Consider the following 25,158-nt stretch of genomic DNA (forward strand, 5'->3'; position numbering starts at 1 on the left):
AAACCACAATGAGTCGGTGATCGACCTCGACCGGAAAGTATCGCGCGCGCTCCAGTGCGGACGGGGAATAACGCTCTCTCCGTCCCAGCTAGACGTCCTGGCCGAGATCGGCCTTGTCGGCCGCCTGGCAGAAGAGAAAGCGCGCATCCTCAAGGAGCAGGCCCAATGGCGGCAGAAAAAGGTGGCATCTATCAGCGGGGCGAGTTCTGGCTCGACCTCGACCGCGGAGCCGGCGGGAAGCCCAACTCAAGCAGCTGGTATATCTTCTGGTATGACCCCGGAAGAGGCCGGCAGCGCCGCAAGAGCACGGGCACGTCAGACGTTCGGATAGCGTGCGACGCGCTCGATGCCCATTATCTTGCCGTCCACCGCCCGACATCGCGCGAGCAGGATGTCTACACCGTCGCTGAAGCCATGACTGATTATTGGTTGGAGCATGGCAGCAAGCAGACCAGTGCAGAGGCCATCAAATCCCGGCTGAAGCTCATGAGCCGCTTCATGGACATCGAGGCGGACGCCGGTCGATTGGTTGACCCATTCATTCCCGACCACCTTGATGACCGGTTCCTGGAACGCTTCCGCCAATGGGCGAAGGCGGAACCGATCGTCGCGCGCAAGAAGGACGGGAAGGGCAACTGGATCGATGGCAAGGCGCGCGCTCGCAGCGCCTCGACGGTCGAGGAGAGCATCATCCAGCTGAAGGCGGCGCTCAACCACGCCTTCAACGCCCGGCGGACGCGCTACGTCCCACCGCTGAAGCACAAGGCACGCGATCAGGTGACGCCGCAGCGCACCTATCGCCTATCGATTGATGCCATCGCCGAGCTGCTCGATTATTCGATCAATGGTGCTGGGGTCTATGGCGGTCATGCCGATCGCCTGATCCCGCTGCGCCGCTATCTGATTGGCGCAATCACGACGCTCGCGCGGCCAGATGCCATCCTCGATATGGGCGTCGCGCGAGAGCGGGGGCAGTGGATGCAGGATGAGCGGCGCTTTGCGCTTAACCCTGAGGGGAGGCTCCAGACCAAGAAGGTGCGCCCCGTCGTGCCCGTGGTGGACTTGCTGCACTCCTGGCTTAGCGCGTCCGATGATTGGCTGGTCTGCGGCCAACGCGTCCGCTTTGACGAGAAGCAGCATGTCAATGTGATTGAGCAGTACCGTGTCGCCAGTGTGAAGAAGGGGTGGCTCGGCGCCCGCGAGAAGCTGGGCATCCCCGACGGCTGGGGACCGAAGCTGATCCGCCACAGCATGGCGACCATCCTCGCGAACCGGCGGGTTGATCTGATCGAACTGGAGATAGCGCTCGGCCATAGGCCGTTGGGCAAAACATCCAGCCGGTACGCGATATTCGACCCTGATTATCTCAGCACCATACGAGACGGGATTGACGACGTGATTGCAGAGTTGACCAGGAAGGTCGGGCCGGCACTTCACCCGAAACTCACCCGAGAGCATGACAATGTCACTGTGCTGAGGGCATAGAAAAAGCCCGGCAAGTCGTTGACCTACCGGGCTTTTCCATGGTGGGCGTGGCAAGGATTGAACTTGCGACCCCTGCGATGTCAACACAGTGCTCTACCACTGAGCTACACGCCCGCCGTGGAGGGGGCCAATAACGGCGGTCGGTGACTCGCGCAAGCGCTAAATGACACTTTTTTGTAGAAACTTTTCCAACCCGCTGGACAGGGGGTGGGGAGGCCATATGCTGCGGTGCAAATAAGGGGGGACGCAAAAACATCATGTTGCCTACGCCATCGACGCCGACGGAACCGGTTCGGCCGCTCCCCTTCTATCGCCATCTATATTTCCAGGTGCTGGTGGCGATCGCGCTGGGCGTGCTGCTCGGCCATTATTTCCCGGCGACGGGCGAAGCGATGAAGCCACTGGGCGATGCCTTCATCGCGCTGGTGCGGATGATCATCGCGCCGGTCATCTTCCTGACGATCGTCACCGGCATTGCCGGCATGAAGGAACTGGGCGCGATCGGCCGGGTCGCGGCCAAGGCCTTTGCCTATTTCCTGACCTTCTCCACCCTGGCGCTGATCGTCGGCCTGATCATCGCCAATGTCGTTCAGCCAGGCGCCGGGCTCAACATCGATCCGGCGACCCTGGATGCCAGCAAGATCGCCGATTATGCGCAGCAGGCGCATGACCGCACGCTGGTCGCCTTCCTGCTGAACGTCATTCCCGCGACCCTGGTGTCGGCGGTGGCCGATGGGCATAATATCCTGCAGGTGCTGTTCGTCGCGATCCTGTTCGGCATCGCGCTCAGCATGATCGGGGAAAAGGCCGAGCCGCTGATGACGGTGCTGGAATCGGCCAGCCTCGCCATCTTCAAGCTGGTGTCCTTCCTGATGAAGGCGGCGCCCTTTGGTGCATTCGGCGCGATGGCCTTCACCGTCGCCAAATATGGCGTCGGGACGCTCGCCAACCTCGCCGGGCTGGTCGCGACCTTCTACCTCACCTCGCTGCTGTTCGTGCTCGTCGTGCTGGGGACGGTCGCCTGGTTCGCGGGCTTCAACATCCTGCACCTGATCCGCTATCTGCGCGCCGAACTGCTGCTGGTGCTGGGCACATCCTCGTCGGAAGCGGCGCTGCCCAGCCTGATCGAGAAGATGGAACAGGCGGGGTGCCGCAAGTCGGTGGTCGGGCTGGTCGTGCCGACCGGCTACAGCTTCAACCTCGACGGCACCAATATCTACATGACGCTGGCGGCGCTGTTCATCGCGCAGGCGACCAACGTGCATCTGAGCCTGGAGGAACAGATATTGCTGCTGCTGGTGGCGATGCTGTCGTCCAAGGGCGCAGCGGGCGTGACCGGCGCGGGCTTCATCACCCTGGCCGCCACCCTGTCGATCGTGCCGTCGGTGCCGGTCGCGGGCATGACCCTGATCCTGGGCGTCGATCGCTTCATGAGCGAATGCCGCAGCCTCACCAACTTTGTCGGCAATGCGGTGGCGACGGTGGTGGTGTCGGTCTGGGAAAAGGGCCTGGATCGCGAGCGCTTCGCGGCGGCCATGGCGGGCAAGCCGCTGCCGCCGCTCGGGCAGGCCGCGGATGAGGTCGAGGCGCTCAGCTAAGGCCGGTCAGCGTCTCGCTGCCGAACATCCGTTCGACTTCCAGCACCAGGTCGCGCAGGTGGAAGGGCTTTGACAGCACCTTCGCCTGCGGTACCGCCTTGCCGGCCTTGAGCGTCACGGCGGCAAAGCCGGTGATGAACATGATGCGGGTCTGGGGCGCGACATTGGCGGTGTGCTGCGCCAGTTCGATGCCGTCCATTTCGGGCATGACGATATCGGTCAGCAGCAGGTCGAACCGATCCGATTCGATATGCGGCACGGCCTGGGTGCCGGTGGCGACCGCCACCACCTCATAACCCGACTTTTCCAGCGCCCGCGCCAGATAGGCGCGCATGCTGTCATCATCTTCCGCCAGCAGGATTCGAACCATTGACCCCAAATTTCCTGTAAGCCGTCTTCCGCGGCGCCCCTTGCCTTGCCCACAGACTGGCAAGCCGTTTGGATATATGCGACAAGGATTAAAGATTATCCAGCCGACCAAATTTTTCCCCGGCCGGTGAAAGGAATGGCGTTGGATCATTTTGGTACGTGTCCGCCAACCGAATCGACGGCGGCCTATGATCTTCATGGTCCTGCTCTTCCCAATGGTCCTTTGATTGTGTCCGTGCCCCATGCCGGGCGCGACTATTCCCCTGAATTGCTGGCTCTGGCGCGGGTGCGGCCGGAGGTGCTGCGCCGGCTGGAAGATCGCTGGGCCGACATGCTGGCGGGGCCGCTGGTCGCGCGGGGCTATAGCGTGCTGGTCGCCCGCCCGCCGCGCGCGATGATCGACCTCAACCGGCATGAGCGGGAGCTGGATCCGGTGATGGTGATCGGTCTGCCCCGCGATCAGCCGCTGCAGAGCAGCGCCAAATTGCGCGGCGGGCTGGGCCTCATTCCCCGTCGCCTGCCCGGCGCCCTGGAATTGTGGCAGCGCCCCATCCCCTGGGAGGAAGCGCGGCGGCGGATCGAGACGGTGCATCGGCCCTATCATGCCCGGCTGGCACAGATGATGACGGCCGCGCGGGAGCGGCATGGCCATGCCATCCTGATCGACCTGCATTCGATGCCGCCGCTGCCGCCACCGGCCGCCGGACAGGCTGCCCCGGCGCTGGTGCTGGGTGATCGCTTCGGCCGCAGCGCCGCGACACGACTGATGATGCTGGCGGCCGATGTTGCGGCAGGACATGGCGTGCTGACGTCGCAGAACCATCCCTATGCCGGCGATCATCTGATCGAGCGGCATGGCCGGCCGGAGCGCGGTTTCCATGCGTTGCAACTGGAGGTGAACCGTGCCCTCTATCTCGATGTCACGCTTGATCGGCCGGGGCCGGGGCTGACGCGGATGCAGGGCGTGGTGGCGGCTATTGCCGAGGCGCTGGCGAACGAACTGCCGCGCAGCTACGCGATGGCGGCGGAATAGCCTATTCGCCGATCACCAGCCGCGCGCCGGCAACACTCAGATGATGGGAGTCGAAATAGAGCGGCTTGCTATCATGGATGATGGCGCAGCGGCGGGCATCGCATAGCCGCGCCATCGGATCGATCAGCGTCACCCCCCGTGCCTGCCAACGGGCAAACAGCGCGCGCAGATTGCGGGTGCGGGCCTCGATCGTAGCGCGGTCCACACCCTGCGCCTGGTCCAGTTGTCCGGCGCGGGCGAGATGGGCCAGATGGCGTGGCACGTCGAAAGGCTGGGGTGGGACCGGTCCGATCAGGATGACCTGCCGTCCTTCGGCGCGAAGCGCATGGATGGTGGCGTCGAGTTTCGCGACGAAGGCGGGATCGTCAAATTCGCCATTGGCCCAGAAGGCGGCGAGATAGATGCGGCGGATGGCTGGATCTGCGCGGATGGCGGCAAAGGCGGCCTGGTTGGCGCGAGCGCAGCGGGCATCCTTGGGCGCGTCATAGCCCAGTACCGGCGGGCAACTGGACGTGGTCCGCTCGATCAGGGCGCGGCCTTCCGCTCTGGCCCTGAGCGACAGGGCATAGGCCATTTCCACGCCATGGCTGTCGCCCCAGAGCAAGGCGTCGGGCCGGACCCTGGCACCGAGAATGCAGGGCTGGGCACCGCGCGCGAACGTGTCGTGGCAGGCCTTGCGCGCGGGGCTGATGTCGGCGCGGCCGGCGGCGAGTTGCAGCACCTGCGGCGCAAAGCGCTGCGGCCAGCCGCCCATCGCCAGCAGGGCCAGCGACAGGAGGCAGAGCAGCGCCATGGCGCCGCCGGTGAACTGGAAGATGCGCCGGGCGGGGATGCGGCGGGCATCGCGGAAGGGGCGTTCGACGAAACGCCAGGAGAGGATGGCGGCGATGAAGGAGGCGGCTACGACCGCGATAGCCGTCGATCCGGACAGGGCCGTATCGGTCGCATATTCGGTGAAGACGATCAGCGGCCAGTGCCACAGATAGAGCGAGTAGGAGATGAGACCCACGCCGACGAAAGGGGGCAGGCTGAGCAGGCGCCCGACGCTGGTGCCCGGCGCGCTGTGCAGCAGCAGCGCCGCGCCCAGCACCGGGGGCAGGGCGGTGATGCCGGGAAAGATGGTCTCGCGGGTGTAGAAGATGACAGCGAAGGCGACAGATAGAAGGCCACTCCACGCAAGCGCCTCCCGCAGCCAACGCGGGCGCGCGGCGGGTATGGCGCCGAGCGCCAGCAGCGCTCCGGCGAACAATTCCCAGGCGCGGGTGGGCAGCAGGTAGAAGGTGAAGCCGCTGGTGTCGCGCTGAAGCGCGATCGCCAGTGCCAGCGACAGCGCAGCGATCGCGCCGACGATCAGGCTGCGCCAGCGGGCGGCAAAGCGTGCGACCAGCATCAGCAGGATCGGGAAGCCGATGTAGAATTGCTCCTCCACCGCCAGCGACCAGCTGTGGAGCAGCGGTTTCACGTCGGCGCCGCCGGCGAAATAGCCGGTGTCGGTGAAGAACCAGAGGTTGGAGGCGAACAGCGTGGCGGCGAGCGCGGATTTCGGCACGCCCTCGATATCGCCGGGCAGATAGAGCCAGCAGGCCGCCGCCAGCACGGTCAGGACCATCAGGCTGAGCGCCGGCATGATCCGGCGGAAGCGGCGTTCGTAGAAATGGACGAGCGAGAAGCGCTGTTCATCCACCTCGCGCGCGATGATGCCGGTGATGAGGAAGCCGGAGATCACGAAGAAGATGTCGACGCCGACATAGCCGCCGGAAAAGCCTGGCACATGGGCATGGAAGAGCAGCACCGGCAGGATGGCGATGGCGCGCAGCCCGTCAATGTCGCGGCGATAACGACCCGCCCCGATCATGCTGCTTTCCTGTGGTGCCGACCCATGCATGGCGCTGTCCTAGCGCGAAAGCCCTGCGATTTGCTTTACCATTTTGCCGTCGTTGACAGCGGCAGGGCGGATGATATGATCCAATGTATATCATAAATGGGTGAGGATGATGCGCGACTACGCCACGGCGGACTTCTACAAGGATGTGGATCTGGTTGATGATCCCCATGCCTATTTCGACTTTCTGCGCGCCCAGGGGCCGGTGACGCGGCTGCCCCATCGCAATGTGGTGGCGGTGACGGGCTATGAGGAAACGGTGCAGGTGATGCTCGACACCGAGCATTTTTCCAGCATCAACTCCGTGACCGGGCCGATGACGGACCTGCCCTTCACGCCGCAGGGCGACGATATCGCGGCGGAACTGGAGGCGGCGCGACCCAAGATCGCCTTTGCCGACCAGATCGTGACGGAAAGCGGCACCCGCCATGCCAAGCTGCGGTCGGTGATCGGCAGCCTGTTCACCCCCAGCCGCTTGAAGGCGCTGGAGCCATCCCTCTATGCGACCGCCGACAGCCTGATCGACGAATTTGCCGTCGATGGTAAGGTCGATCTGGTGCGCCAATATGGCGGCCCCTATGCGACGCTGGTGATCGCCGACCTGCTGGGCATCCCGGCCAAGGGACGTGCGGCCTTCCGCGTCCTGCTGGAAGGGGCGGTGCCGGCCCAGATCGACGGATCGCCCGAGGATCTGAAGCACAATCCGCTGGTCGGCCTTGGCAAGCATATGTTCCGCTACATCGCCTGGCGCCGCTTCCTCAACCATCCGGCGGTGCTGCCGGTGCGCCGGCTGCTGGGCGCGGACACGGAGAGGAAGGACATATTGACGACGCTGGCGCTGGCGAAGTTCCCGGATGGGACGAACCCGACCCTGGTCGATCTGACGGCGATGGCGGCCTTCCTGTTCGGGGCGGGGCAGGACACGACCAACCGGCTGCTGGCCAACGCCTTCCGCATCATCGCGATCCGGCCGGATATCCAGGCGCAGTTGCGTGCCGACCCCAAGCGTATCCCCAATTTCCTGGAGGAAGTGCTGCGCTATGACGGGTCGGTGAAGAGCGGGGGGCGTATCTGCACGCGGACGACGGAGTTGGGCGGGGTCGAGATCAAGGCGGGGACGACGATCCTGATGTCGCACATGGCGGCCAATCGCGATCCGCGCCGTTTCGACAATCCGGCGCAGTTCGACATGGATCGGCCGCGTGCCAAGGAGCATCTGGCCTTTGGCCGGGGGGCGCATACCTGCATCGGCGCGCCGCTCGCCCGGCGCGAGGTAGCGGTCAGCATCGAACGGCTATTGGCGCGGATGGGCAATATCCGCCTGTCGCCGGCTCATCATGGGGCGGGTGAGGCGCTGCGCTTCGACTATGAGCCCACCTATATATTGCGGGCGTTGCGGCACCTGCATCTGGAGTTCGACCCGATCGCGGATCCCGGCTGAACAGGGGGCAGAAGCCGGCTGGGCCGGCCCCTCCTTGCGGTTCGGAGGGGCCGGTTCCTTTTCTGTCAGGCCGCGGCGCGGCGTTCCTTCAGTTCCTCGTTCAGCATTTCTGCCAGCAGGAAAGCCAGTTCCAGGCTCTGCGCCGCGTTGAGGCGGGGGTCGCAATGGGTGTGATAGCGATCGGCCAGGCCTTCGTCGGTGATCGCGATCGCACCGCCGGTGCATTCAGTGACATTCTGGCCGGTCATTTCGGCATGGATGCCGCCGCCAAACGTCCCTTCGGCGCGATGCACGGCAAAGAAGCCGCGCACTTCGGCCAGGATGCGGTCGAACGGCCGCGTCTTGTAGCCATTGGCCGCCTTGATGACATTGCCGTGCATCGGGTCGCAGGACCAGACCACCGAATGGCCCTCGCGCTTCACCGCGCGCACCAGCTTGGGCAGGCCGGCCTCGATCTTGTCATGGCCATAGCGGGTGATGAGCGTGATGCGCCCGGCTTCCCGCTTCGGGTTCAACAGGTCGAGCAGGCGCAGCAATTCGTCCGGCTCCAGGGTGGGGCCGCACTTCATGCCGATCGGGTTGCCGATGCCACGCAGATATTCGACATGCGACGACCCTTCGAAGCGGGTGCGGTCGCCGATCCACAGCATGTGCGCCGAGGTGTCATACCAGTCGCCGGTCAGGCTGTCCTGACGGGTCAGCGCCTGTTCGAACGGCAGCAGCAGCGCCTCATGGCTGGTGTAGAAGCTGGTGCCGCCAAGCTGGGGCACGCTATCCGCGTCCAGGCCACAGGCACGCATGAAGTCGAGCGCCTGGCCGATCTGGTCGGCCATCGCCTCGAACTTCGCGGCCCAGGGGCTGCGCCCCATGAAATCGAGCATCCAGCCATGCACCCGGTCGAGGCTGGCATAGCCGCCGGTCGAGAAGGCGCGCACCAGGTTCAGCGTCGCTGCCGACTGGTTATAGGCGCGGATCATCCGCTGCGGATCGGGCTCGCGCGCTTCAGGGGTGAAGGCGATGTCGTTGACATTGTCGCCGCGATAGCTGGGCAGTTCCACGCCGCCGATCGTCTCGGTATCGGCCGAGCGGGGCTTTGCGAACTGGCCCGCCATGCGGCCGACCTTCACCACCGGCAGCTTAGAGGCAAAGGTCAGGACGACCGCCATCTGCAGCAGCACGCGGAACGTGTCGCGGATATTGTTCGGATGGAACTCGGCAAAGCTCTCGGCGCAGTCGCCGCCCTGCAGCAGGAAGGCTTCGCCGTTCGCGACGCGGCCAAGATCGGCCTTCAGATTCCGTGCCTCGCCCGCAAAGACGAGGGGCGGAAACTGGCCAAGCTGGGCCTCTACCGAGGCAAGCGCCTCCTGGTCCCGATAAAAGGGCATCTGGATGCCCTTATGCTCCCGCCAGCTTTCCGGCGTCCACTTCGCCGCCACGTCGAGTCTCCTTCACGTCAAAAAAATAGGGGCCGCATCTACGCGCAACCGCCCGGCAGGGCAAGTTTATAGCGGTTGCGGCGCCTCTTTGCGCAAGGATACTATCGATCAGACTGATCGAGCGGCTTTATTTCTGGCAGGGATAGCGATCGTTGAGGGCGATGCTGACCAGCGCCGACGCCGCCGCGCCGCGCTGGTCGGGGTAGCGCTCCAGATAGGCGACGACGGTGCTTTTCACATCCTCGGCCGCCATCCGCTTGGGCCAGCAGACGGTGCGGGCGCGGCCCAGGAACATCTCCTTGCGGATGCCGTCGGTCGCCCCGGCGATATATGCGGTGCAAGCGAGCTTATATTCCGGCGCCTTGTTGCGGCATTTGGCGAGCAGGCTGGTGCCGGTCTCGAACATGTAGATGCCGCCTTCGTCCGATGCGGGCGGTGGCGGCGGAACCTTGCTCGATGACGCGGCGGCGATCGCCAGCAGAAGCGCAAACATGGGGGCGGGGCACTCATATCGGATCGTTGAGGATGCGACGCAAAGTGCCGTCTTTGCGATAGCCTGTCCAACCGGACTGGCCGACATGTGAAACGGACTGGCTCAGTATATGCCGCGGCTTGACGATGGCGGGCGGGCGGGCACTATGGCGCCATGCGCATCGCGATCTTCGGCACCAAGGGCTATGACCGGCATTTCCTGTCGGCCGCCAATCAGGGACATGAACTGCATTTCCTGGAACCCCGTCTGGACGCGGACACCGCGAGCCTGGGCGAAGGGTTCGAGGCGATCTGCGTGTTCGTCAACGACCGGCTGGACGCGGCCGTGCTGGCCAAGCTGGCGGCCGGCGGCACGCGGCTGATCGCGCTGCGCTGTGCCGGCTATAATAATGTCGATCTGGTCGCGGCGGCGGACCTGGGGCTGACGGTGGTGCGGGTGCCGGCCTATTCGCCCCATGCGGTTGCGGAATTCACCGTCGCGCTGCTGATGGCGCTCGACCGACGCATCCATCGCGCCTGGGCGCGGGTGCGGGAAAATAATTTCGCGCTGGACGGGCTGATCGGCCGCAACCTCCATGGCCGGGTGGCGGGCGTGATCGGCACCGGGCGGATCGGCGCGCTGGTCGCCCGCACGCTGAAGCTGGGCTTTGGCTGCGAGGTGCTGGCAAGCGATGTGATCGAAGACCCAGACCTGCTGGCGATGGGCGTGCGCTATGTGCCGCCACGCGACCTGCTGGAACAGGTCGACATCGTCTCGCTCCATTGCCCGCTCACCCCGGATACGCGCCATATCATCAATGCCGACGCGATCGGCCGGGCGCGCGATGGACTGGTGATCGTCAATACCAGCCGCGGTGCTCTGATCGACACGCAGGCGCTGGTGGCGGGGCTCAAGTCACGCAAGATCGGCGGTGTCGCGCTCGACGTCTATGAGCAGGAGGCGGACCTGTTCTTCGAGGATCTGTCCAACGAGATTATCGAGGATGATCTGTTCCAACGACTGCTGACCTTCCCCAATGTGCTGGTCACCGGGCATCAGGCATTCCTGACCGAAGAGGCGCTGGCCAGCATCGCCGAAACGACGATGACCAATATCAGCGATTTCGCCGCCGGTCGTCCGCTCGCCAACCGGGTCGATCCGCAAGCGGCTATTGCCCCACGAGGATGAACGGCGCCCAGACATAGGGCTGCACCGAGTCCGGCTTGCCGGATCGGATCAGCTTCAGCATCGCCCGTTGCAACGCCACCCCGCGATAGGCGCCGCGCCGGTTGGCCTTGACCGTCTCGACCGTGATGAAGGTGCCGGCATCGTCCCGCACCGGCCAGTGCGACACCAGCAGGGCGCCGGCGCCGGCATAGCGGAACGCCTGGGCCAGACCGGAATAGGTCTGGGCCTGGGCGCTGCTGCCGGCGGCGGTGTTGCACGCCGACAGGATCACCCAGTCGGCGCCGATCCGCATCTGCGCCACTTCCGATGCCGTCAGTATCCCGTCATTGCCGGAATCCGTGTCGGGGGGCGACAGCAGCAGGGCCGGCTCGTCCAGTCCCTCCATCTGGCCGCCGACCAGCCCGTGGGTGGCGAACAGCATGACCGAATAGGGGCGCAGATCGCTGGAGCGCAGGATCGCCTCGCTGGCGTTCGCACCGATCAGCAGCCGGGCGTGATCGGGGCCGAAATAGCGCGCAACCGATCGCAATTCTTCGGCCGATCCGGGCAGGGGCGGCAATTGCGCCAGCGTGGCCGCGCCGCCGCCGCGCTGCTTGAGGGCGATCGCCTGCGTCTCCTGCGAAAAGGGCAATGGCGCGCCGATGCCCAGCATCCGGTCATCCTGCGCCGCCAGCTTTTGCGGCACGACGGGGCGGAAGCCGCTGTCGATCCGCAGCGCATAGCGCCGGATCAGCCAGGGTGTGTTCCGGTCGATATGCTCCACCGGCTTTTGCGGCAGCATGGCAAAGGGCAGGGCAGCAAAGGCACCGGTCGGCACGACCCGCAGGCGCGGCGCCTTGCCCAGCGCGGCTTGGACATCGGGCGTGAAGATCTGGGTGTAGAGGATATGGGCGCCTTCCTGGTCGAAGCCGGTGGCGCTCAGCGATGCGCGCAAGCGCGCGATCCGGCCGACCAGATCGGCGCGCGTCTCCTGCGCCCGGATGATGGCGGTCCGTTCGCGGCTGACGGCCAGGATATAGACGCCGTCAAAGGCAGGCGTCACCGCCAGCAGCGCCTCGTCCGTCGCCAGATTGGCGCGCAGCGATGCCAGGTCGGGCAGGGCGCCGCCACGCGCCTCCAGCCATCGGGGGAAGTCATGGGCGATGGCGGTGCGGTCGGCATCGACCTGCTTGGCCAGCGCGGCACGGCTGACGCGTGCGGCGGCAACGCCTTCGTCACGGGCGAGCGCCTGCAGCAACAGGCTGTCGGCGGCCTGTAGCGCGCGGGTCCGGTCCTGCAGCGCGCGGACCCGGTTGCCCAGTGCGGGGTCGTCCACCATCCGCTGCGCGACCAGATGATTGGCCTGGACGATGCCCGATCCGGCGAGCAGCGCCATGGCGTCCATCGCCAGCCCGGCGTCGCGCGCCTGTGTGGCGATCGCCAACACGCTGTCTAGCGCGGCGCGCTGATCCTCGGTCAGGGCGCCGTCCTCCTGCAGGCTGAGACTGGTGCGCAGCAGCGCGATCAGCCGGCAGGCGGCATCGACGCTGTCGCCGCCATTGGCCCAGGCGGACAGCATGCCGGCATTGGCGATGGCGAAGCCGGGCAGATTGTCGAGCTGGCGGGTTTCCCGGTCGAAATCGGCGGCGGCAGCGCGCGCCTCGTCCATCCGGCCGGCCTGGATCAGCGCGGGGATCAGAAAGGGATAGATGCGCTGCCCCATGTCGCGATCCTCGGCGCTGCCGGTGCGGCCACGCGCCAGTGCGGTCTGCAGCCGGCCGATCGCTTCATTCCTGCGTCCCTGGGCAAAGGCGGCGACGCCGGCAAAGGCCAGCGCGCGGGCGGATTGCGGACTGGTGTCACCTTCGATGTCGCGAAAGCCGCGCTCGGCCTCCAGGAACAGCGGTTCGGCCTCGTCATAGCGTTCCAGCGGCAGCAGCAGATTGCCGAGATTCTGCAGCGCGAAGTCAAAGGCCAGGCTCTTCGTGCCGCTGGTCTCGCGCTTGATCGCGATCGATCGTTCCAGATAGGCGAGGCTTTCGTTGCGCCGCCCGGTGCGTGAGAGCAGCAGGCCGAGCGCTTCGAGCGCGCGGGCATAATTGGGATGCTTGCGATCGACATGGTCGGTCGCGGTATCCACCGCCAGACGGGCATAGATTTCCGCCTCGGCATCGCGATCCGCGCGCGAGAGCATCTGCGCATACATATAATAGGCGCCGACCGCGTCCGCGCTGTTCTGGCCGCTGGCGGCGACCCGCGCCTCCATGCTGCGGCGCTGTGCCTCGACCGCCTCGCTGTTGCGGCCAAGGCGGGACAGCGCCTGGGCATGGGCAAAGGCGATGTTGGACTTCAGCATCATCGCCGATTCATCCAGCGCCTTGGGATCGGTGCGGGCGAAATAGCCGTCGATATAGCGGCTCGCTTCGGCCAGCGTCTCGACCCCGGCGCCGATCTGGTTCAGCGTGACCTGGACATAGCCTTTGATCGACAGGCCCTGCATCCAGTAGATCGGATAGGCGTCGCGGAAGGGCGACAGCAGGGCAAGGCCGCGGTCCGCATGAGCGAGAGCGTCGGGGTTGCGGCCGTCGATCTGGTCCATCGACGACAGGTTGATGAGCGCGACGCCCGCCAGCGGATGGGCCTGGCCCTGCACCTTGCTGTGGGATGCCGCCGTTTCGAGCGCTGTCCAGGCGTCGCGCGTCTTCTGCGACATGGACAGGGCGTAATCGTCGCTCTCGAACAGCGCGTCGGCCTTGTCCTCCAGCGCGTAGAGCCGGGCATAGCGCGGATCGTCGGTGCGGAAGGCAGGCGGCGGTGCGGCGGCAGCGGGCAGCAGCGCGGGGCCGGCCAAGGCCAGCACAAACGCGCCCGCGCGCGCGGAAAACAGCATGATGCGCCCCACTTTTCTCGACCCGATACCGTCTTGGGTCGAACCCAGGACGGCGTCAAGCCATCAGGCCAGCGTCAGGCGCCAGTCCCAGCGCAGCGGATCGCCGTCCATCACCTCGACCCCGCGCGCGATCAGCGCGTCGCGTATCTCGTCCGACAGGGCGAAATCCTTTTCGGCGCGGGCGGCGGTGCGGCGTTCCAGTTCGGCCTCGATCTCCTCGGGCGTGATCTGCGCATCCTTGGGCTGCACCCGCAACTCGGCGCGGGTCAGGTCCAGCAGGCGCAGGCCCAGCGCCTGGTCGAACGCGGCGATCAGGCACAGCTTCTCGTCCACCGGCACCTTTTTCATGCTGATCGCTTCCTCCAGCAGGGGCAGCGCGCGCGGCGTCATCAGGTCATCGGCGATCGCGGCGTCGAACTGCTCCAGCAGCGGCACCAGCTTGGGGTGGAGATTGGCGCGCAGATAATCGAGCGTCACCGACTGCCAGGTGATGCCCTCGGCCCGGCTTTTCAGCCCCTCGACGCCCATGACCAGTCGCTTGAGGCGGGTCAGCGCGGCGGCCAGATTGTCGGCGCTGAACTCCAGTTCGCTGCGATAATGGGCACCCAGGCAGAGCAGGCGATAGGCGATCGGATGCACGCCGGCATCGACCAGGCTGAACAGGGTGGTGAAGCCGCCCTTGGACTTCGACATCTTCCCCTGCCGGTCGACCAGGAAATTATTGTGCATCCACCAGCGCGCGCCGGTGAAATCGGGCTGGGCATCGGTGCAGCCGCAATAGGCCTGATTCTGAGCGATCTCGTTGGGATGATGGATCTCGCGATGGTCGATGCCGCCGGTATGAATGTCGAATGGCTGGCCGAGGCGGGCCTGGCTCATGACCGAGCATTCCAGGTGCCAGCCCGGCGCGCCCTTGCCCCAGGGGCTGTCCCATTCCATCTGGCGCTGCTCGCCCGGCGGCGACTTGCGCCAGATGGCGAAGTCGCTGGGATTGCGCTTGCCCGCCACCGGGTCGATACGGGCATGGGCGGCATCGTCGCGACCGCCGGCCAGCGCACCATAATTGGGCACGGTTGAGCTGTCGAAATAGAGGCCGCTCTCCAGTTCGTAGCAATGGGCGTCGGCGATCTTCTGGGCAAATTCAATCATCTGTGGCACATAGTCGGTCGCGACCGTCCATTCGCTGGGCGCCATGATGTTGAGGTCGGCGATATTGGCCTTGAAGGCTTCGGTATAATGGGCCGCGATGTCCCAGATGCTTTTCGCGCTGGCGCGGGCGGCGGCCTCCATCTTGTCGTCGCCGGCATCGGCATCCGAGGTCAGATGGCCGACATCGGTGATGTTGATGATCTGGGTGACGTCCAGCCCCTTCCACAGCAGGGTCCGGCGCAGCGTGTCGACGAACACATAGGCGCGCAGATTGCCGATATGGGCATAATTATAGACGGTCGGGCCGCAGCTATAGACGCGCGCATGGTTGGGCTCGATCGGCGCGAACGGCTCGATCGACCGGGTCAGGCTGTTGAACAGGCGCAGGGGCGCGTCGCTATGCTGGTCTTGGCTCATGGCGCCAGCCATGTCGCGAGACGGCGCGATCGTCAACGGGGCGGGCACCGCAAAAAAGCGCTTGAACTTGACCTTGGGTCAAGCGGTAGCAGGGGGCATGACCGATATATTGGATATTGCCGCCGTCGCCCGCGCCACCGGCCTCACCAGCCGGGCGCTGCGTTTCTATGAGGCGCGCGGGCTGGTTGCACCGTTGCGCACCGCATCGGGGCGGCGTCTGTTCGGCCCGGCCGAGTTGGCGCGGCTGCACGAATTGCTGGCGCTCAAGCGGGCGGGGCTGAGCCTTGCCCAGATCAAGACTTTGTTCGACGGCCGGCCGATCGACCTTGGCGCGCTGCTGCGCGCGCAGGTCGCGGCGATCGACGCGCAGGCGCAGGAACTGGCGCAGGCGCGCAGCCATCTGGAAATCGCCTTGTCCCGCATCGACCGTGGCGAGCCGCTCGATGCCGCGACCCTTTGCTCGCTGATCCGCAGTGGAGAAAGCATGACCATGCAAGAAGAATGGAAGGCGGTCAGTGGCCGCTATATCAGCGCCCAGGCCGAGGCCGATTTTGCCGAGACGATGCCCAGGATGCCGGCCGATTTCGATCAGGCGGCCTATAGCGCGCAATGGGCGGACCTCACCGCCCGGATCGAGGCGGCACTGCCGCTCGACCCGGCGAGCGCGGCGGCAGGGGCCTTTTATGACGAATGGCAGGCGCTGCTCGCGCCCTTCACCGCCATCGCCACACCGGCGATGATGGAGGGGGTGACGCGCATGTACGATCATGTCGACGAGTGGAAAGACGAGCGGCAGCCGCCCTTCGCCTCGGAAGTGTGGGATTTCATCCGCAGCGTCGGCGCGGCGCGGCAAATGTAATAAATTGTTGCTTGGGCGGTGGCGCCTTGCGCGATCGTCCGGGCGACCCGATATTGGCTGTGCGGACCGGGCCCCTCTGGCGACATGGATCTCTTCCCCCTTGATCCAGGTCGCGATGTCGGACCGCATCGGGTGCGCCCGGTGCAGGTTTTGTGGCAATTCCCCCCTCTTTTTGCCGCAGGAGACCGCACCGGGCTCACTCGAACCACATTTATGATGGAGTGAGTGAAGCCGTGAACAATCCCGTACGCATGCCGGGCTATGGTGCCAGCCAGACGGCGCAGACCGATGCTGGCCTGCGCGCGCACATGCTCGGCGTTTTCCGCAATATGGGCATCGGCCTGGTCATCACCGGCCTGGTCGCCGCCCTGGTCGGCAATACCCCGGTGCTGGCTGCCGCCATCTTCGGCACGCCGCTGAAGTGGGTCGCGATCTTCGCGCCGCTGGCCTTTGTCTTCTTCTTCAGCTTCCGCATCGACAAGATGACGACCGCTGGCGCGCGCACCGCCTTCTACGCCTTCGCGGCGGTGATGGGCGTGTCGCTGGGCAGCGTCTTCCTGGTCTTCACCGGCGGCAGCATCGCCCAGGCCTTCTTCTCGGCGGCGGTGATGTTCCTCGCCATGGCGCTCTGGGGCTATACCACCCAGCGTGACCTGACCAAGATGGGCAGCTTCCTGATGATGGGCCTGATCGGCATCGTCGTCGCCAGCCTGATCAACATCTTCATCGGCTCGTCGGCCATGGCAATGGTGATCTCGATCATCGGCGTGGTGGTCTTCACCGGCCTCACCGCCTGGGACGTGCAGCGCATCAAGTCGGAATATTTCTATTATGCCGGCCATGAGGTGGCGCAGAAGATGCAGGTGATGGGCGCGCTGTCGCTCTACCTGAACTTCGTCAACCTGTTCCAGATGCTGCTGAGCCTGACCGGCGAGCGCGAATAAGCATGCGGGACCAGGCCACCGTGTCGGCCATGCTCTGCCCGGTCTGCCATGTGGGGCTCCACATGAGCGACCGGCAGGGGGTGGAGATCGACTATTGCCCGCAATGTCGCGGTGTCTGGCTGGACCGGGGCGAACTCGACAAGATCATCGAGCGCTCGGTTCAGCCGGCCCCGGCGCCCGCCGCGCCGCAGATGAGCTACCGCCCGGACCGCGAATATCGCGACGACGGGCAGGGCTATCCCAAGAAACGCAAGAAGAGCTTTCTGGAAGAGCTGTTCGATTGAGAGAAGGCCGGTCCCGATGGGGCCGGCCTTTTTCGTTGGGCAAAGAAAGAGAGATCCCAGCCTTCGCTGGGATGACGGAAATTAGGCGCCGTTTTCTACCTTCGTCATGCCAGCGAAGGCTGGCATCCCACTGCCTTTTGGCGCAGCATTACCGTCATGACGGGCGGCTGGGTCTATATCATGACGAACCGTGCTTATGGCGTGCTGTATATCGGCGTGACGTCCAGCCTGCCGCATCGAACCATGCAGCACCGCGATGGCACCGGCTCGGATTTCTGTCGCCGCTATGGTCTGGATCGACTGGTCTATGCCGAGCGGCATGCAACGATCATCGATGCCATCGCACGAGAAAAGGCGATGAAGGCGTGGAAGCGCGAATGGAAAGTTCGGCTGGTCGAGAGCATCAATCCGAAATGGGCAGACCTGTTCGACACGCTGCACATGGATTGAACCAGCGAGCAGAAAGAAAAGTGAGATGCCAGCCTTCGCTGGCATGACGGGGAGTGGATGACCACAGTCCGGTCATGTCAGCAGATGCTGGCATCCTATCATTTCCCGACCGCTCCTTAATGCGCCGCGCCCCAGCTTGGGCCGGTGCCGATTTCCACGCCCAGCGGTACGGACAGGCTGACCATCGGTTCGGCGGCGCTTTCCATGACCTGGCGGATCACCTTGCTGGCGGCTTCGACATCGGCTTCAGGCAGTTCGAACACCAGTTCGTCATGCACCTGCAGCAGCATGCGCACGCGCGGCAGGCCGGCGGCCTCGAGCGCCGGGCCCATGCGGGCCATCGCCCGCTTGATGATGTCGGCGCTGGTGCCCTGGATCGGCGCGTTGATCGCGGCGCGTTCGGCGCCCTGCCGTTCGTGCTGGACCGGTGCCTTGATGCGCGGGAACCAGGTCTTGCGGCCGAACAGGGTTTCGGTGAAGCCGTTGGCGCGCGCCTTTTCCAGCGTCTCGTTGATATAGACGCTGATGCCGGGGAAGCGCTCATAATAGCGGCTGATCATGTCCTGCGCCTCGTCGGCGCTGATTTCCAGCCGGCCGGCCAGGCCCCAGCGCGAAATGCCATAGAGGATCGCGAAATTGATCGTCTTGGCGCGGCCGCGCGTGTCGCGATTGATCTCGCCGAACAATTCCATGGCCGTGCGGTTATGAATATCCTCGCCCTGCTCGAACGCATCCTTGAGCGCGGGGACATCGGCCATGTGCGCGGCCAGGCGCAGCTCGATCTGGCTATAGTCCGCCGCCAGGATGACATTGCCGGGTTCGGCGACGAAGGCGTGGCGGATCTGCCGGCCGATCTCGGTGCGGATCGGGATATTCTGCAGGTTGGGGTCGGTCGAGGACAGGCGGCCGGTCTGGGCGCCGGTCAGCGAGTAACTGGTATGGACCCGGCCGGTGTCGCGATTGATCTGCTGCTGCAGCGCGTCGGTATAGGTGGATTTGAGCTTGGAGAGCTGGCGCCATTCCAGCACCAGCCCGCAAATGGCCGAGCCTTCGGCCTTGAGCTTCTCCAGCACGGTGACGTCGGTGGAGTAGGTGCCGCTCTTGCCCTTCTTGCCGCCTTTGAGGCCCATTTCATCGAACAGCACGACGCCCAACTGCTGCGGCGATCCGATGGTGAAGGGATGGCCGGCGAGTTCGTGGATTTCGGCTTCAAGGCCGGCAATGGACTGGGAGAAGCTGCCCGAGAGACGGGACAGGGCTTCGCGGTCGACCTTGATACCCTGCCGCTCCATGCCGGCCACCACCGGGATCAGCGGCCGGTCGACCAGCTGGTAGACCCGCGTCGCGCCCTCGGCTGGCAGGCGGCCCGAAAGCTTGTGCCACAGACGCCAGGTGACCTCGGCATCCTCGGCGGCATAGGCGGTGGCCTTGTCGAGCGGCACATGGGCGAAGCTGATCGCCTTCTTGCCGGTGCCGGTCACTTCCTTGAAGCTGATGCAGGTGTGGTTGAGGTGGACGCTTGCCGCCTCGTCCATGCCATGGCCGCCCAGCGACTTGCCGGCGTCGAGGTTGAAGCTCATCACCATCGAATCGTCGATCGGCGTCACCTCCAGCCCGACGCGGGCGAGGACGTTGAGGTCATATTTGATATTATGGCCGACCTTGAGCACCGCATCGTCGGCGAGCAGGGGCTTTAGGAGCCGGATGGCGTCATCGAGCGCGATCTGCTGCGGCACTTCGCCGAACATGTCGTCCGCGGAGCGATGGGCGAGCGGGATGTAGCAGGCGCGGCCGGGGCCAGTGGACAGGCTGATGCCGACCAGGCCTGATTCCATGCTGTCGAGCGCATCGGTCTCGGTATCGACCGCGACCACGCCGAGCGCGCGGGCTTCGTCGATCCAGACCTGCAGCGCCTCGACCGTGGTGACGGTTTCATAGAGGGCGCAGTCGATCGGCGGATGCTCGACCTCGATTACCGGGGGCGGCGGTGGCGCGTCGGCGCTGCCGGTCGCAGCGGCCGCGCTGGCGACCGCAACCGTAGCGGCCGGCGCGCCCAGGCGGTTGAGCAGGGTCTTGAAGCCATGATGCGACAGGAAGGCCTGCAACGGCTCCTTGGGAATGCCCTTCAAGGTCAGGTCGTCCAGCGGCTCGGGCAGGTCCATGCTGTCATGCAGCGCGACCAGCCGGCGCGACAGGCGCGCCATGTCGGCATGGGCGATGAGATTTTCCTGCATCTTCGACTTCTTCATCGCAGGGGCCGCGTCCAGCGCCGCTTCCAGCGTGCCATATTCGGTGATCAGCTTGGCCGCGGTCTTGGGGCCGATGCCCGGCACGCCCGGCACATTGTCGACGCTGTCGCCCATCAGCGCCAGCACGTCGCCCAGTTGCTCGGGCAGCACGCCGAACTTGCCCATGACATAGTCGGCGCCGCGTCGCTCATTCTTCATCGTGTCGTACATGTCGACGCCGGGCTGGATCAACTGCATCAGATCCTTGTCGGAACTGACGATGGTGACATGCCAGCCGGCGCGCACGGCGGCCTGGGTGTAGCTGGCGATGATGTCGTCCGCCTCGAACCCGGCTTCCTCGATGCAGGGGAGCGAGAAGGCGCGGGTGGCGTCGCGGATCATCGGGAACTGGGGGACCAGATCCTCGGGCGCGGGCGGCCGGTTCGCCTTATACTGATCATACATGTCGTTGCGGAAGGTGTGGCTGCCCTTGTCCAGCACGACGGCCAGATGGGTCGGGCCTTCCGCCTTGCCCAGCTCCTCGGCCAGCTTCCACAGCATGGTGGTATAGCCATAGACCGCGCCGACCGGCTGGCCATGCTGGTTGGTGAGCGGCGGAAGCTGGTGATAGGCGCGGAAGATATAGCCGCTGCCGTCGACCAGATAGAGATGATTCTGCTGAGACATGGGGCAGGGGATAGCGGCATATCGGGCGCCGCTCCAGTGCCTGCCGCTTATACGCCGCCACTCTCGCCGCTGGACGGGGCGGTCGCTTCGTCGGCGCGCCGGCCGCTCAGCAGATGGCCGACCAGCAGCACCGGCATCAGCACGGCCATGCCGATGAAGATCGCCATCAGCCGCTCGACGCCCGGTTCCAGCACCAGCTGGTCATAGCGGTCGGGCACCAGCATCACCAGCACCGCCAGGGTGAACTGGGTGCCAACATAACGATGGGTCGGATCGCCATTTTCCAGATGCCGGCCCAGCATCACGCCGATCGCCGTGGCGCCGAGCAGCAGCGCCATATTGTCGGCGCCGGCGACCAGGAAGAAGGCCGCGAACAATGCGCCGCCGATGCAGCCGATCATGCGCTGCAGGATGCGCTGGCTGACCGGGGCGAGGCCGCTCGACCCGATGCCGGTGACCGGCAGCAGCATCACTGCCATGATCATGATCGCGCCCTGCGCCAGCGCGGGCACCGGGATCCAGGCATTGAGCGCCACCAGCAGCGCCAGCGCCACGCCGGCCTGCAGCGCGTGGCGCAGTGAATCCCCATGCCAGCCCGCACCGGTAGCGGCGGGCGTGCGCTTGGCCGGCCAGCGGCGGCGCAGAGTCAGGGTGGAGGCGAGGCTGACGATCAGGCTGGCGGCGATACCGGCGAGCGTTTCGAGCACGCGGGTCTGGACGAATTCGGGCAGGGCGATCGCGGGATGCTCGATCTTGTCGAGCACCACCATGGCATAGGTCAGGCCGAAGAAGAGCCAGGCATAGGAACGGCGCGAGGTGATCGCGGCATAGAGGCTGATCGTCCCCATCAGCGCCAGCGCAGCAGCGGCGGCGGGCCAATAGCCGACGATGAAGGGCGCGCTGCCCAGCGCGATCAGGCCGCCCGCGACCGTGCCGATAATCCGCAGTACGCCGCGCGCCAATGTTTCGGCGGCATGGCCACGCATCACCATATAGCCGGCAAAGGCGGCCCAGGAGACATGGGTGGCGCCGAGCAGATGGGCGAGCAGGATCGCGCCCAGCACCGACAGCGCACATTCCAGTTCATCGATGGTGCGCGGCGTCACGCGGTCGAGCAGCGAGGAAAAGGGGCGCGGCATAGGAACTTAGTGCCGCAGCGGGACAGTAAAGGCCAGTGCGGGATATTTGCTGCTTCCTATCCGTTTCGTTGCGCTGGAAACAGATTGGGAAGGGGAGGGCGTATGATGCGGGCATGGGGCGCAGCGATGCTGCTGGCGATGGCGGCGCAGGGGGGCGCGGCTTGGGCGCAGGACGAGCGGGAATTTTGCGCCGACCGGCCGGGGCTCGACACGCCGCCCTGCACCATGGCGCCGGGCAAGGTGCAGGTCGAACTGGGGCTGGGCGACTGGACCCGCGAACAGGATGTGGAAAGTCGCACCGACACTGTGAACGTCGGCGACGCACTGCTGCGCATCGGCCTGACCGACAGCCTGGAAGCGCAACTGGGCTGGACCGCCTTTGGCCATGTGCGCACGCGCGATCGGGTGACCGGCGCGGTCGAGAAGGATAGCGGGATCGGCGACATGCGCGTCGCGCTGCGGCAGAATCTGCGCAACCCCGATGGTTCGGGCTTCTCGATCGCGGTCATGCCCTATGCCAGCCTGCCGACCGGCGGCGACGCGATCGGCGATGGTGACTGGGGCGCCGGGATGCTGGTGCCGATCAGCTATGATCTGGGCCAGGGTTTCAGCCTGCTGGCAACGCCTGAAGTGGATGCGGCGGTCGATGAGGACGGTGACGGCCGGCATCTGGCCTATGGCAGCGTCGCCGGGCTGGGCTTCGACATCAGCGACAGCCTGTCCGGATCGATCGAGGCGTCGCTGATGCGCGACGATGATCCCGATGGCCATGCCACCCAGGCGCTGGCCGGGCTGTCGCTGGGCTGGCAGGCGGGCGACGACATGCAGTTCGATGCCGGCGCCAATCTCGGCCTCAACCATGATAGCCCCGACACCGAACTCTATGTCGGCGTCGTCAGGCGCTTCTGATCCTTAGAGCATCCTCCGATTAGGGTGAATCGGAGGATGCTCTAATTTTTTCGATTGCCGCATTCTGCGAGTCGTCGGCTGTGCCAGCCGACTTCAGAATGCTCTAGCGCTTCTCATGATTGGCGACCACGGCGCGCGACACGGCCTGCATTAGCTGCCAGCGTTCGGGGATCGACACGGTGGTGCTGCCGATCATCACCGCAACCGCATAGCTGGTGCCGTCGGGCGCGGTCATGATGCCGACATCATTGTAGCCCGTCGATCGCGGCGGCAGATCCTGCCCGGTGCCGGTCTTGTGCATATAGGTCCAGCTATGGGGGACGCCGCCCTTGATCCGTTGCGGCCCGGTCTTGGCTTCCTCCATGAAGTTCATCAGCACGCGTGCCGAGGCCGAGGACAGCATGTCGCCTTCCTTGAGCTTGGCCAGCGCCTGCACGATCGACGCCGGCGCCGCGCCATCGGGCGGGCTGGCGAGATAATTGTCGAGCGCCTTCTGCCGCACTGACATGGGCAGCGCGGCGCGGGCGGCGTAGAAATTGCGGCCGATCGAATAATCCTGCCGCCAGTCGAGGCCGGCGGTGGTCGATTGCAACAGCCGTTCGCCCGGACCAAAGCGGATATTGGCGATGTGGCGGCGCGCCAGATAGCCGCGCACCGCGTCCGGCCCGCCGACCGCGCGCAGAAGCGTGTCGTTGGCGGTATTGTCGCTCTGCGTCATCGCGCGGCGCATCAGGTCGGAATAGGTGGTGGTCCAGCCGCCCGATCCCACCATCGCCGCGCTCGGCTGGTGGAACAGGGTCAGATCCTTCTTCGTGATGGTGGTCGAATCGGCGAGACGAATCTTGCCGCGATCGACCGCATCGAGGAAGGTCATCGACACCCACAGCTTCGACACGCTCTGCTGCGGAAACAGGACATTGCCATTATAGGCGACGGTCCAGTCCGCCCCGACCCGGCGCACCGCGATGCCGACCTTGCCACGGAAGCTCTGGCCTAGATTCTGGATCACGCTGACGAGAGCGGGCGAGGGCTGCTCGCGCTGGTCGATATCCTTGAACGGGGCGGGGGGATTGGCGACCTGCTTGATCGGCCATGTGTTGGTCGTGGGCTGCACCCTCTGGCGCGGCGGATTATTCGGTAGCGCGCTGCTGGCCTGGGCACCCGGCTGGGGTGGCGCGCCGACGCAGGCGGACAAGGCAACCACCGCAAGCACAAGGCGCGACGAGACGCGCCTGCTATCATTCGAGCTCATCACTAACCCCGCACTTCAAGCCGTTACAAGGCGCGGCGACCCGCATTGTAGGCAAGGACGATGCGACGAATGATTCCACAATTGCGATGTAAGGAGTCTGAACGGCGGAACGGCGCTCAGTTGCGGTTCAGCGGCGGGGCGGCAATAGGGAGCGGATGACGGATGGACTGATGGATCGACGCGGCCTGCTCTGCGGCGCGGGAGCGCTGGCGGCGGGATGGGCGATGCCGGCACTGGCGGCGGATTTTGCCTCGCGCCGGATCATGGTGACGGTGCGCGGCAGCGGCCGGGACGTGCTGCTGATCCCCGGCCTTGCCAGCGGTCCGGGCATCTGGAACGGCGTGACGGGGCAGATGCCGGGCTATCGCTGGCATCTGGTTCATGTTCGCGGCTTTGCGGGCCTTGCTGCCGACGCCAATGGCAGCGGGCCGGTGGTGCAGCCGGTGGCGGACGAGATCGCCCGCTACATCGCCGCCGCCGGATTGCGGCGACCGGCGGTGGTCGGGCACAGTATGGGCGGCACGCTGGCGATGATGCAGGGCCTCAAGGGCCTCGCCAGCCGGGTGATGGTGGTCGACATGCTGCCCGCCGGGGCCGCGATGGTCGGCGGCACCGCCAATGGCATGGGCTATCTGGCGGACCAGCTCAGCCAATATTTCACCGGCACGGCGGCCGGGCGCCGCTATCTCGCCCAGATCGTCGCGCAGGCGCCGGGGGCGGAGGGCAGCAATCCGGAGGTGATCGCCACCGCGCTGCGTGACCTGGCCAATACCGATCTTGGCCCGCAACTCGGCCGGATCGGGGTGCCGATGTCGGTGGTCTATGCCGTCGGCGCGGACCAGGCCCAGTCGGTCGAGATCACCCGGCGCTTCCGGGCCGCCTATGCGGCCAAGAAGGACGCGAAGCTGATGCCGATCGGGCCGAGCGGCCATGTCGTGATGGCCGACCAGCCGACCCGGTTCAATGCGGCGCTCGGCAATTTCCTCAAGGGCGTTTGACCTCGATCAAAGCGCGGGCCTGGATCGGCGCTAATTTGGTCGGCGAGACGACGCCCCTGGCGTTTGCTC

General features: G+C 65.6%; 20 protein-coding genes and 1 tRNA gene. 11 read left to right on the forward strand and 10 right to left on the reverse strand.

Annotated features, from left to right (window positions below; genetic code table 11):
* The first annotated feature begins 165 nt into the window (after window positions 1-165).
* On the forward strand, window positions 166-1,485 hold the full coding sequence (locus HH800_RS02510) for a hypothetical protein (RefSeq protein WP_169860095.1): 1,320 nt from the start codon (window positions 166-168) through the stop codon (window positions 1,483-1,485).
* Between the two features lie 39 nt (window positions 1,486-1,524).
* On the opposite strand, the gene HH800_RS02515 is transcribed toward HH800_RS02510, so the two are convergent.
* A tRNA-Val gene (locus HH800_RS02515) sits at window positions 1,525-1,599 on the reverse strand.
* Window positions 1,600-1,742: 143 nt separating this feature from the next.
* Between HH800_RS02515 and HH800_RS02520 the strand changes: the two genes are divergently transcribed.
* Window positions 1,743-3,083: a dicarboxylate/amino acid:cation symporter gene (locus HH800_RS02520; RefSeq protein ID WP_169860096.1), complete on the forward strand. Its 1,341-nt coding sequence runs from the start codon at window positions 1,743-1,745 to the stop codon at window positions 3,081-3,083.
* Here HH800_RS02520 and cpdR read toward each other — a convergent pair.
* Window positions 3,076-3,453 carry a cell cycle two-component system response regulator CpdR gene (gene cpdR, locus HH800_RS02525; protein ID WP_004208143.1) on the reverse strand — a complete coding sequence of 126 codons (378 nt, stop codon included), beginning with the start codon at window positions 3,451-3,453 and terminating at the stop codon, window positions 3,076-3,078. The two genes, HH800_RS02520 and cpdR, sit on opposite strands and share 8 nt — an antisense overlap.
* 135 nt (window positions 3,454-3,588) lie before the next feature.
* Here cpdR and HH800_RS02530 point away from each other — a divergent pair, with 135 nt between their 5' ends.
* Window positions 3,589-4,485, forward strand: a complete 897-nt coding sequence (locus HH800_RS02530) for an N-formylglutamate amidohydrolase (RefSeq protein WP_169860097.1) — start codon at window positions 3,589-3,591, stop codon at window positions 4,483-4,485.
* Between the two features lies 1 nt (window position 4,486).
* Here HH800_RS02530 and HH800_RS02535 read toward each other — a convergent pair whose 3' ends face one another.
* Window positions 4,487-6,340: an acyltransferase family protein gene (locus HH800_RS02535; RefSeq protein ID WP_169860098.1), complete on the reverse strand. Its 1,854-nt coding sequence runs from the start codon at window positions 6,338-6,340 to the stop codon at window positions 4,487-4,489.
* A 139-nt stretch (window positions 6,341-6,479) separates the two neighbouring features.
* Between HH800_RS02535 and HH800_RS02540 the strand changes: the two genes are divergently transcribed.
* Window positions 6,480-7,808, forward strand: a complete 1,329-nt coding sequence (locus HH800_RS02540) for a cytochrome P450 (protein ID WP_169863193.1) — start codon at window positions 6,480-6,482, stop codon at window positions 7,806-7,808.
* Between the two features lie 65 nt (window positions 7,809-7,873).
* Here HH800_RS02540 and HH800_RS02545 read toward each other — a convergent pair whose 3' ends face one another.
* Both HH800_RS02545 and HH800_RS02550 read right to left on the reverse strand, forming a co-directional pair.
* Window positions 7,874-9,244 (reverse strand): class II 3-deoxy-7-phosphoheptulonate synthase, encoded by a 1,371-nt coding sequence (locus HH800_RS02545; protein WP_004208138.1) that lies wholly within the window; start codon window positions 9,242-9,244, stop codon window positions 7,874-7,876.
* Window positions 9,245-9,371: 127 nt separating this feature from the next.
* On the reverse strand, window positions 9,372-9,737 hold the full coding sequence (locus HH800_RS02550) for a Rap1a/Tai family immunity protein (protein WP_017502598.1): 366 nt from the start codon (window positions 9,735-9,737) through the stop codon (window positions 9,372-9,374).
* A gap of 153 nt (window positions 9,738-9,890) precedes the next feature.
* Between HH800_RS02550 and HH800_RS02555 the strand changes: the two genes are divergently transcribed.
* The gene (locus tag HH800_RS02555; RefSeq protein ID WP_169860099.1) at window positions 9,891-10,904 is read left to right on the forward strand and encodes a 2-hydroxyacid dehydrogenase; all 1,014 of its coding nucleotides are present in this window, start codon (window positions 9,891-9,893) and stop codon (window positions 10,902-10,904) included.
* Here the strand turns inward: HH800_RS02555 and HH800_RS02560 are convergent.
* Window positions 10,885-13,773 carry a CHAT domain-containing protein gene (locus HH800_RS02560; RefSeq protein ID WP_169860100.1) on the reverse strand — a complete coding sequence of 963 codons (2,889 nt, stop codon included), beginning with the start codon at window positions 13,771-13,773 and terminating at the stop codon, window positions 10,885-10,887. The genes HH800_RS02555 and HH800_RS02560 overlap by 20 nt on opposite strands.
* A 63-nt stretch (window positions 13,774-13,836) precedes the next feature.
* The gene (gene cysS, locus HH800_RS02565; RefSeq protein ID WP_419248220.1) at window positions 13,837-15,339 is read right to left on the reverse strand and encodes a cysteine--tRNA ligase; all 1,503 of its coding nucleotides are present in this window, start codon (window positions 15,337-15,339) and stop codon (window positions 13,837-13,839) included.
* A 97-nt stretch (window positions 15,340-15,436) separates the two neighbouring features.
* Between cysS and HH800_RS02570 the strand changes: the two genes are divergently transcribed.
* The 4 genes from HH800_RS02570 (at window position 15,437) to HH800_RS02585 (ending at window position 17,876) form a co-directional block, all read left to right on the forward strand.
* On the forward strand, window positions 15,437-16,198 hold the full coding sequence (locus HH800_RS02570; protein WP_169860101.1) for a MerR family transcriptional regulator: 762 nt from the start codon (window positions 15,437-15,439) through the stop codon (window positions 16,196-16,198).
* Between the two features lie 251 nt (window positions 16,199-16,449).
* Window positions 16,450-17,142, forward strand: a complete 693-nt coding sequence (locus tag HH800_RS02575) for a Bax inhibitor-1/YccA family protein (RefSeq protein ID WP_037517646.1) — start codon at window positions 16,450-16,452, stop codon at window positions 17,140-17,142.
* 2 nt (window positions 17,143-17,144) lie between these two features.
* Window positions 17,145-17,426, forward strand: coding sequence for a zf-TFIIB domain-containing protein (locus HH800_RS02580; RefSeq protein WP_169860102.1), 282 nt, complete (start codon window positions 17,145-17,147; stop codon window positions 17,424-17,426).
* A gap of 156 nt (window positions 17,427-17,582) precedes the next feature.
* On the forward strand, window positions 17,583-17,876 hold the full coding sequence (locus HH800_RS02585; protein ID WP_169860103.1) for a GIY-YIG nuclease family protein: 294 nt from the start codon (window positions 17,583-17,585) through the stop codon (window positions 17,874-17,876).
* 116 nt (window positions 17,877-17,992) lie between these two features.
* On the opposite strand, the gene polA is transcribed toward HH800_RS02585, so the two are convergent.
* On the reverse strand, window positions 17,993-20,791 hold the full coding sequence (gene polA, locus HH800_RS02590; protein ID WP_169860104.1) for a DNA polymerase I: 2,799 nt from the start codon (window positions 20,789-20,791) through the stop codon (window positions 17,993-17,995).
* A gap of 47 nt (window positions 20,792-20,838) precedes the next feature.
* The gene (locus HH800_RS02595) at window positions 20,839-21,930 is read right to left on the reverse strand and encodes an FUSC family protein (protein WP_169860105.1); all 1,092 of its coding nucleotides are present in this window, start codon (window positions 21,928-21,930) and stop codon (window positions 20,839-20,841) included.
* Between the two features lie 105 nt (window positions 21,931-22,035).
* Here HH800_RS02595 and HH800_RS02600 point away from each other — a divergent pair, with 105 nt between their 5' ends.
* The gene (locus tag HH800_RS02600; RefSeq protein WP_169863196.1) at window positions 22,036-22,839 is read left to right on the forward strand and encodes a transporter; all 804 of its coding nucleotides are present in this window, start codon (window positions 22,036-22,038) and stop codon (window positions 22,837-22,839) included.
* Window positions 22,840-22,942: 103 nt separating this feature from the next.
* On the opposite strand, the gene HH800_RS02605 is transcribed toward HH800_RS02600, so the two are convergent.
* Entirely contained in the window at window positions 22,943-24,091 is a 1,149-nt protein-coding gene (locus HH800_RS02605) for a serine hydrolase (RefSeq protein ID WP_169860106.1), read from the reverse strand.
* A gap of 155 nt (window positions 24,092-24,246) precedes the next feature.
* On the opposite strand from HH800_RS02605, the gene HH800_RS02610 reads away from it, so the two are divergent.
* Complete coding sequence (locus HH800_RS02610; RefSeq protein WP_169860107.1) at window positions 24,247-25,089, forward strand: alpha/beta fold hydrolase; 843 nt, start codon at window positions 24,247-24,249, stop codon at window positions 25,087-25,089.
* Window positions 25,090-25,158 lie beyond the last annotated feature (69 nt).

The sequence above is a fragment of the Sphingobium yanoikuyae genome, from assembly GCF_013001025.1.
GTDB classification, from domain to species: Bacteria; Pseudomonadota; Alphaproteobacteria; order Sphingomonadales; family Sphingomonadaceae; genus Sphingobium; species Sphingobium yanoikuyae_A.

Coding starts and splice junctions, on each gene's coding strand:
- HH800_RS02510 (WP_169860095.1), top strand. CDS start 166: ATGGCGGCAGAAAAAGGTGGCATCTATCAGCGGGGCGAGTTCTGGCTC.
- HH800_RS02520 (WP_169860096.1), top strand. CDS start 1,743: ATGTTGCCTACGCCATCGACGCCGACGGAACCGGTTCGGCCGCTCCCC.
- cpdR (WP_004208143.1), bottom strand. CDS start 3,453: ATGGTTCGAATCCTGCTGGCGGAAGATGATGACAGCATGCGCGCCTAT.
- HH800_RS02530 (WP_169860097.1), top strand. CDS start 3,589: ATGGCGTTGGATCATTTTGGTACGTGTCCGCCAACCGAATCGACGGCG.
- HH800_RS02535 (WP_169860098.1), bottom strand. CDS start 6,340: ATGATCGGGGCGGGTCGTTATCGCCGCGACATTGACGGGCTGCGCGCC.
- HH800_RS02540 (WP_169863193.1), top strand. CDS start 6,480: ATGCGCGACTACGCCACGGCGGACTTCTACAAGGATGTGGATCTGGTT.
- HH800_RS02550 (WP_017502598.1), bottom strand. CDS start 9,737: ATGTTTGCGCTTCTGCTGGCGATCGCCGCCGCGTCATCGAGCAAGGTT.
- HH800_RS02555 (WP_169860099.1), top strand. CDS start 9,891: ATGCGCATCGCGATCTTCGGCACCAAGGGCTATGACCGGCATTTCCTG.
- HH800_RS02560 (WP_169860100.1), bottom strand. CDS start 13,773: ATGCTGTTTTCCGCGCGCGCGGGCGCGTTTGTGCTGGCCTTGGCCGGC.
- cysS (WP_419248220.1), bottom strand. CDS start 15,339: ATGAGCCAAGACCAGCATAGCGACGCGCCCCTGCGCCTGTTCAACAGC.
- HH800_RS02570 (WP_169860101.1), top strand. CDS start 15,437: ATGACCGATATATTGGATATTGCCGCCGTCGCCCGCGCCACCGGCCTC.
- HH800_RS02575 (WP_037517646.1), top strand. CDS start 16,450: ATGCCGGGCTATGGTGCCAGCCAGACGGCGCAGACCGATGCTGGCCTG.
- HH800_RS02580 (WP_169860102.1), top strand. CDS start 17,145: ATGCGGGACCAGGCCACCGTGTCGGCCATGCTCTGCCCGGTCTGCCAT.
- HH800_RS02585 (WP_169860103.1), top strand. CDS start 17,583: ATGACGGGCGGCTGGGTCTATATCATGACGAACCGTGCTTATGGCGTG.
- polA (WP_169860104.1), bottom strand. CDS start 20,791: ATGTCTCAGCAGAATCATCTCTATCTGGTCGACGGCAGCGGCTATATC.
- HH800_RS02595 (WP_169860105.1), bottom strand. CDS start 21,930: ATGCCGCGCCCCTTTTCCTCGCTGCTCGACCGCGTGACGCCGCGCACC.
- HH800_RS02600 (WP_169863196.1), top strand. CDS start 22,036: ATGCGGGCATGGGGCGCAGCGATGCTGCTGGCGATGGCGGCGCAGGGG.
- HH800_RS02605 (WP_169860106.1), bottom strand. CDS start 24,091: ATGAGCTCGAATGATAGCAGGCGCGTCTCGTCGCGCCTTGTGCTTGCG.
- HH800_RS02610 (WP_169860107.1), top strand. CDS start 24,247: ATGACGGATGGACTGATGGATCGACGCGGCCTGCTCTGCGGCGCGGGA.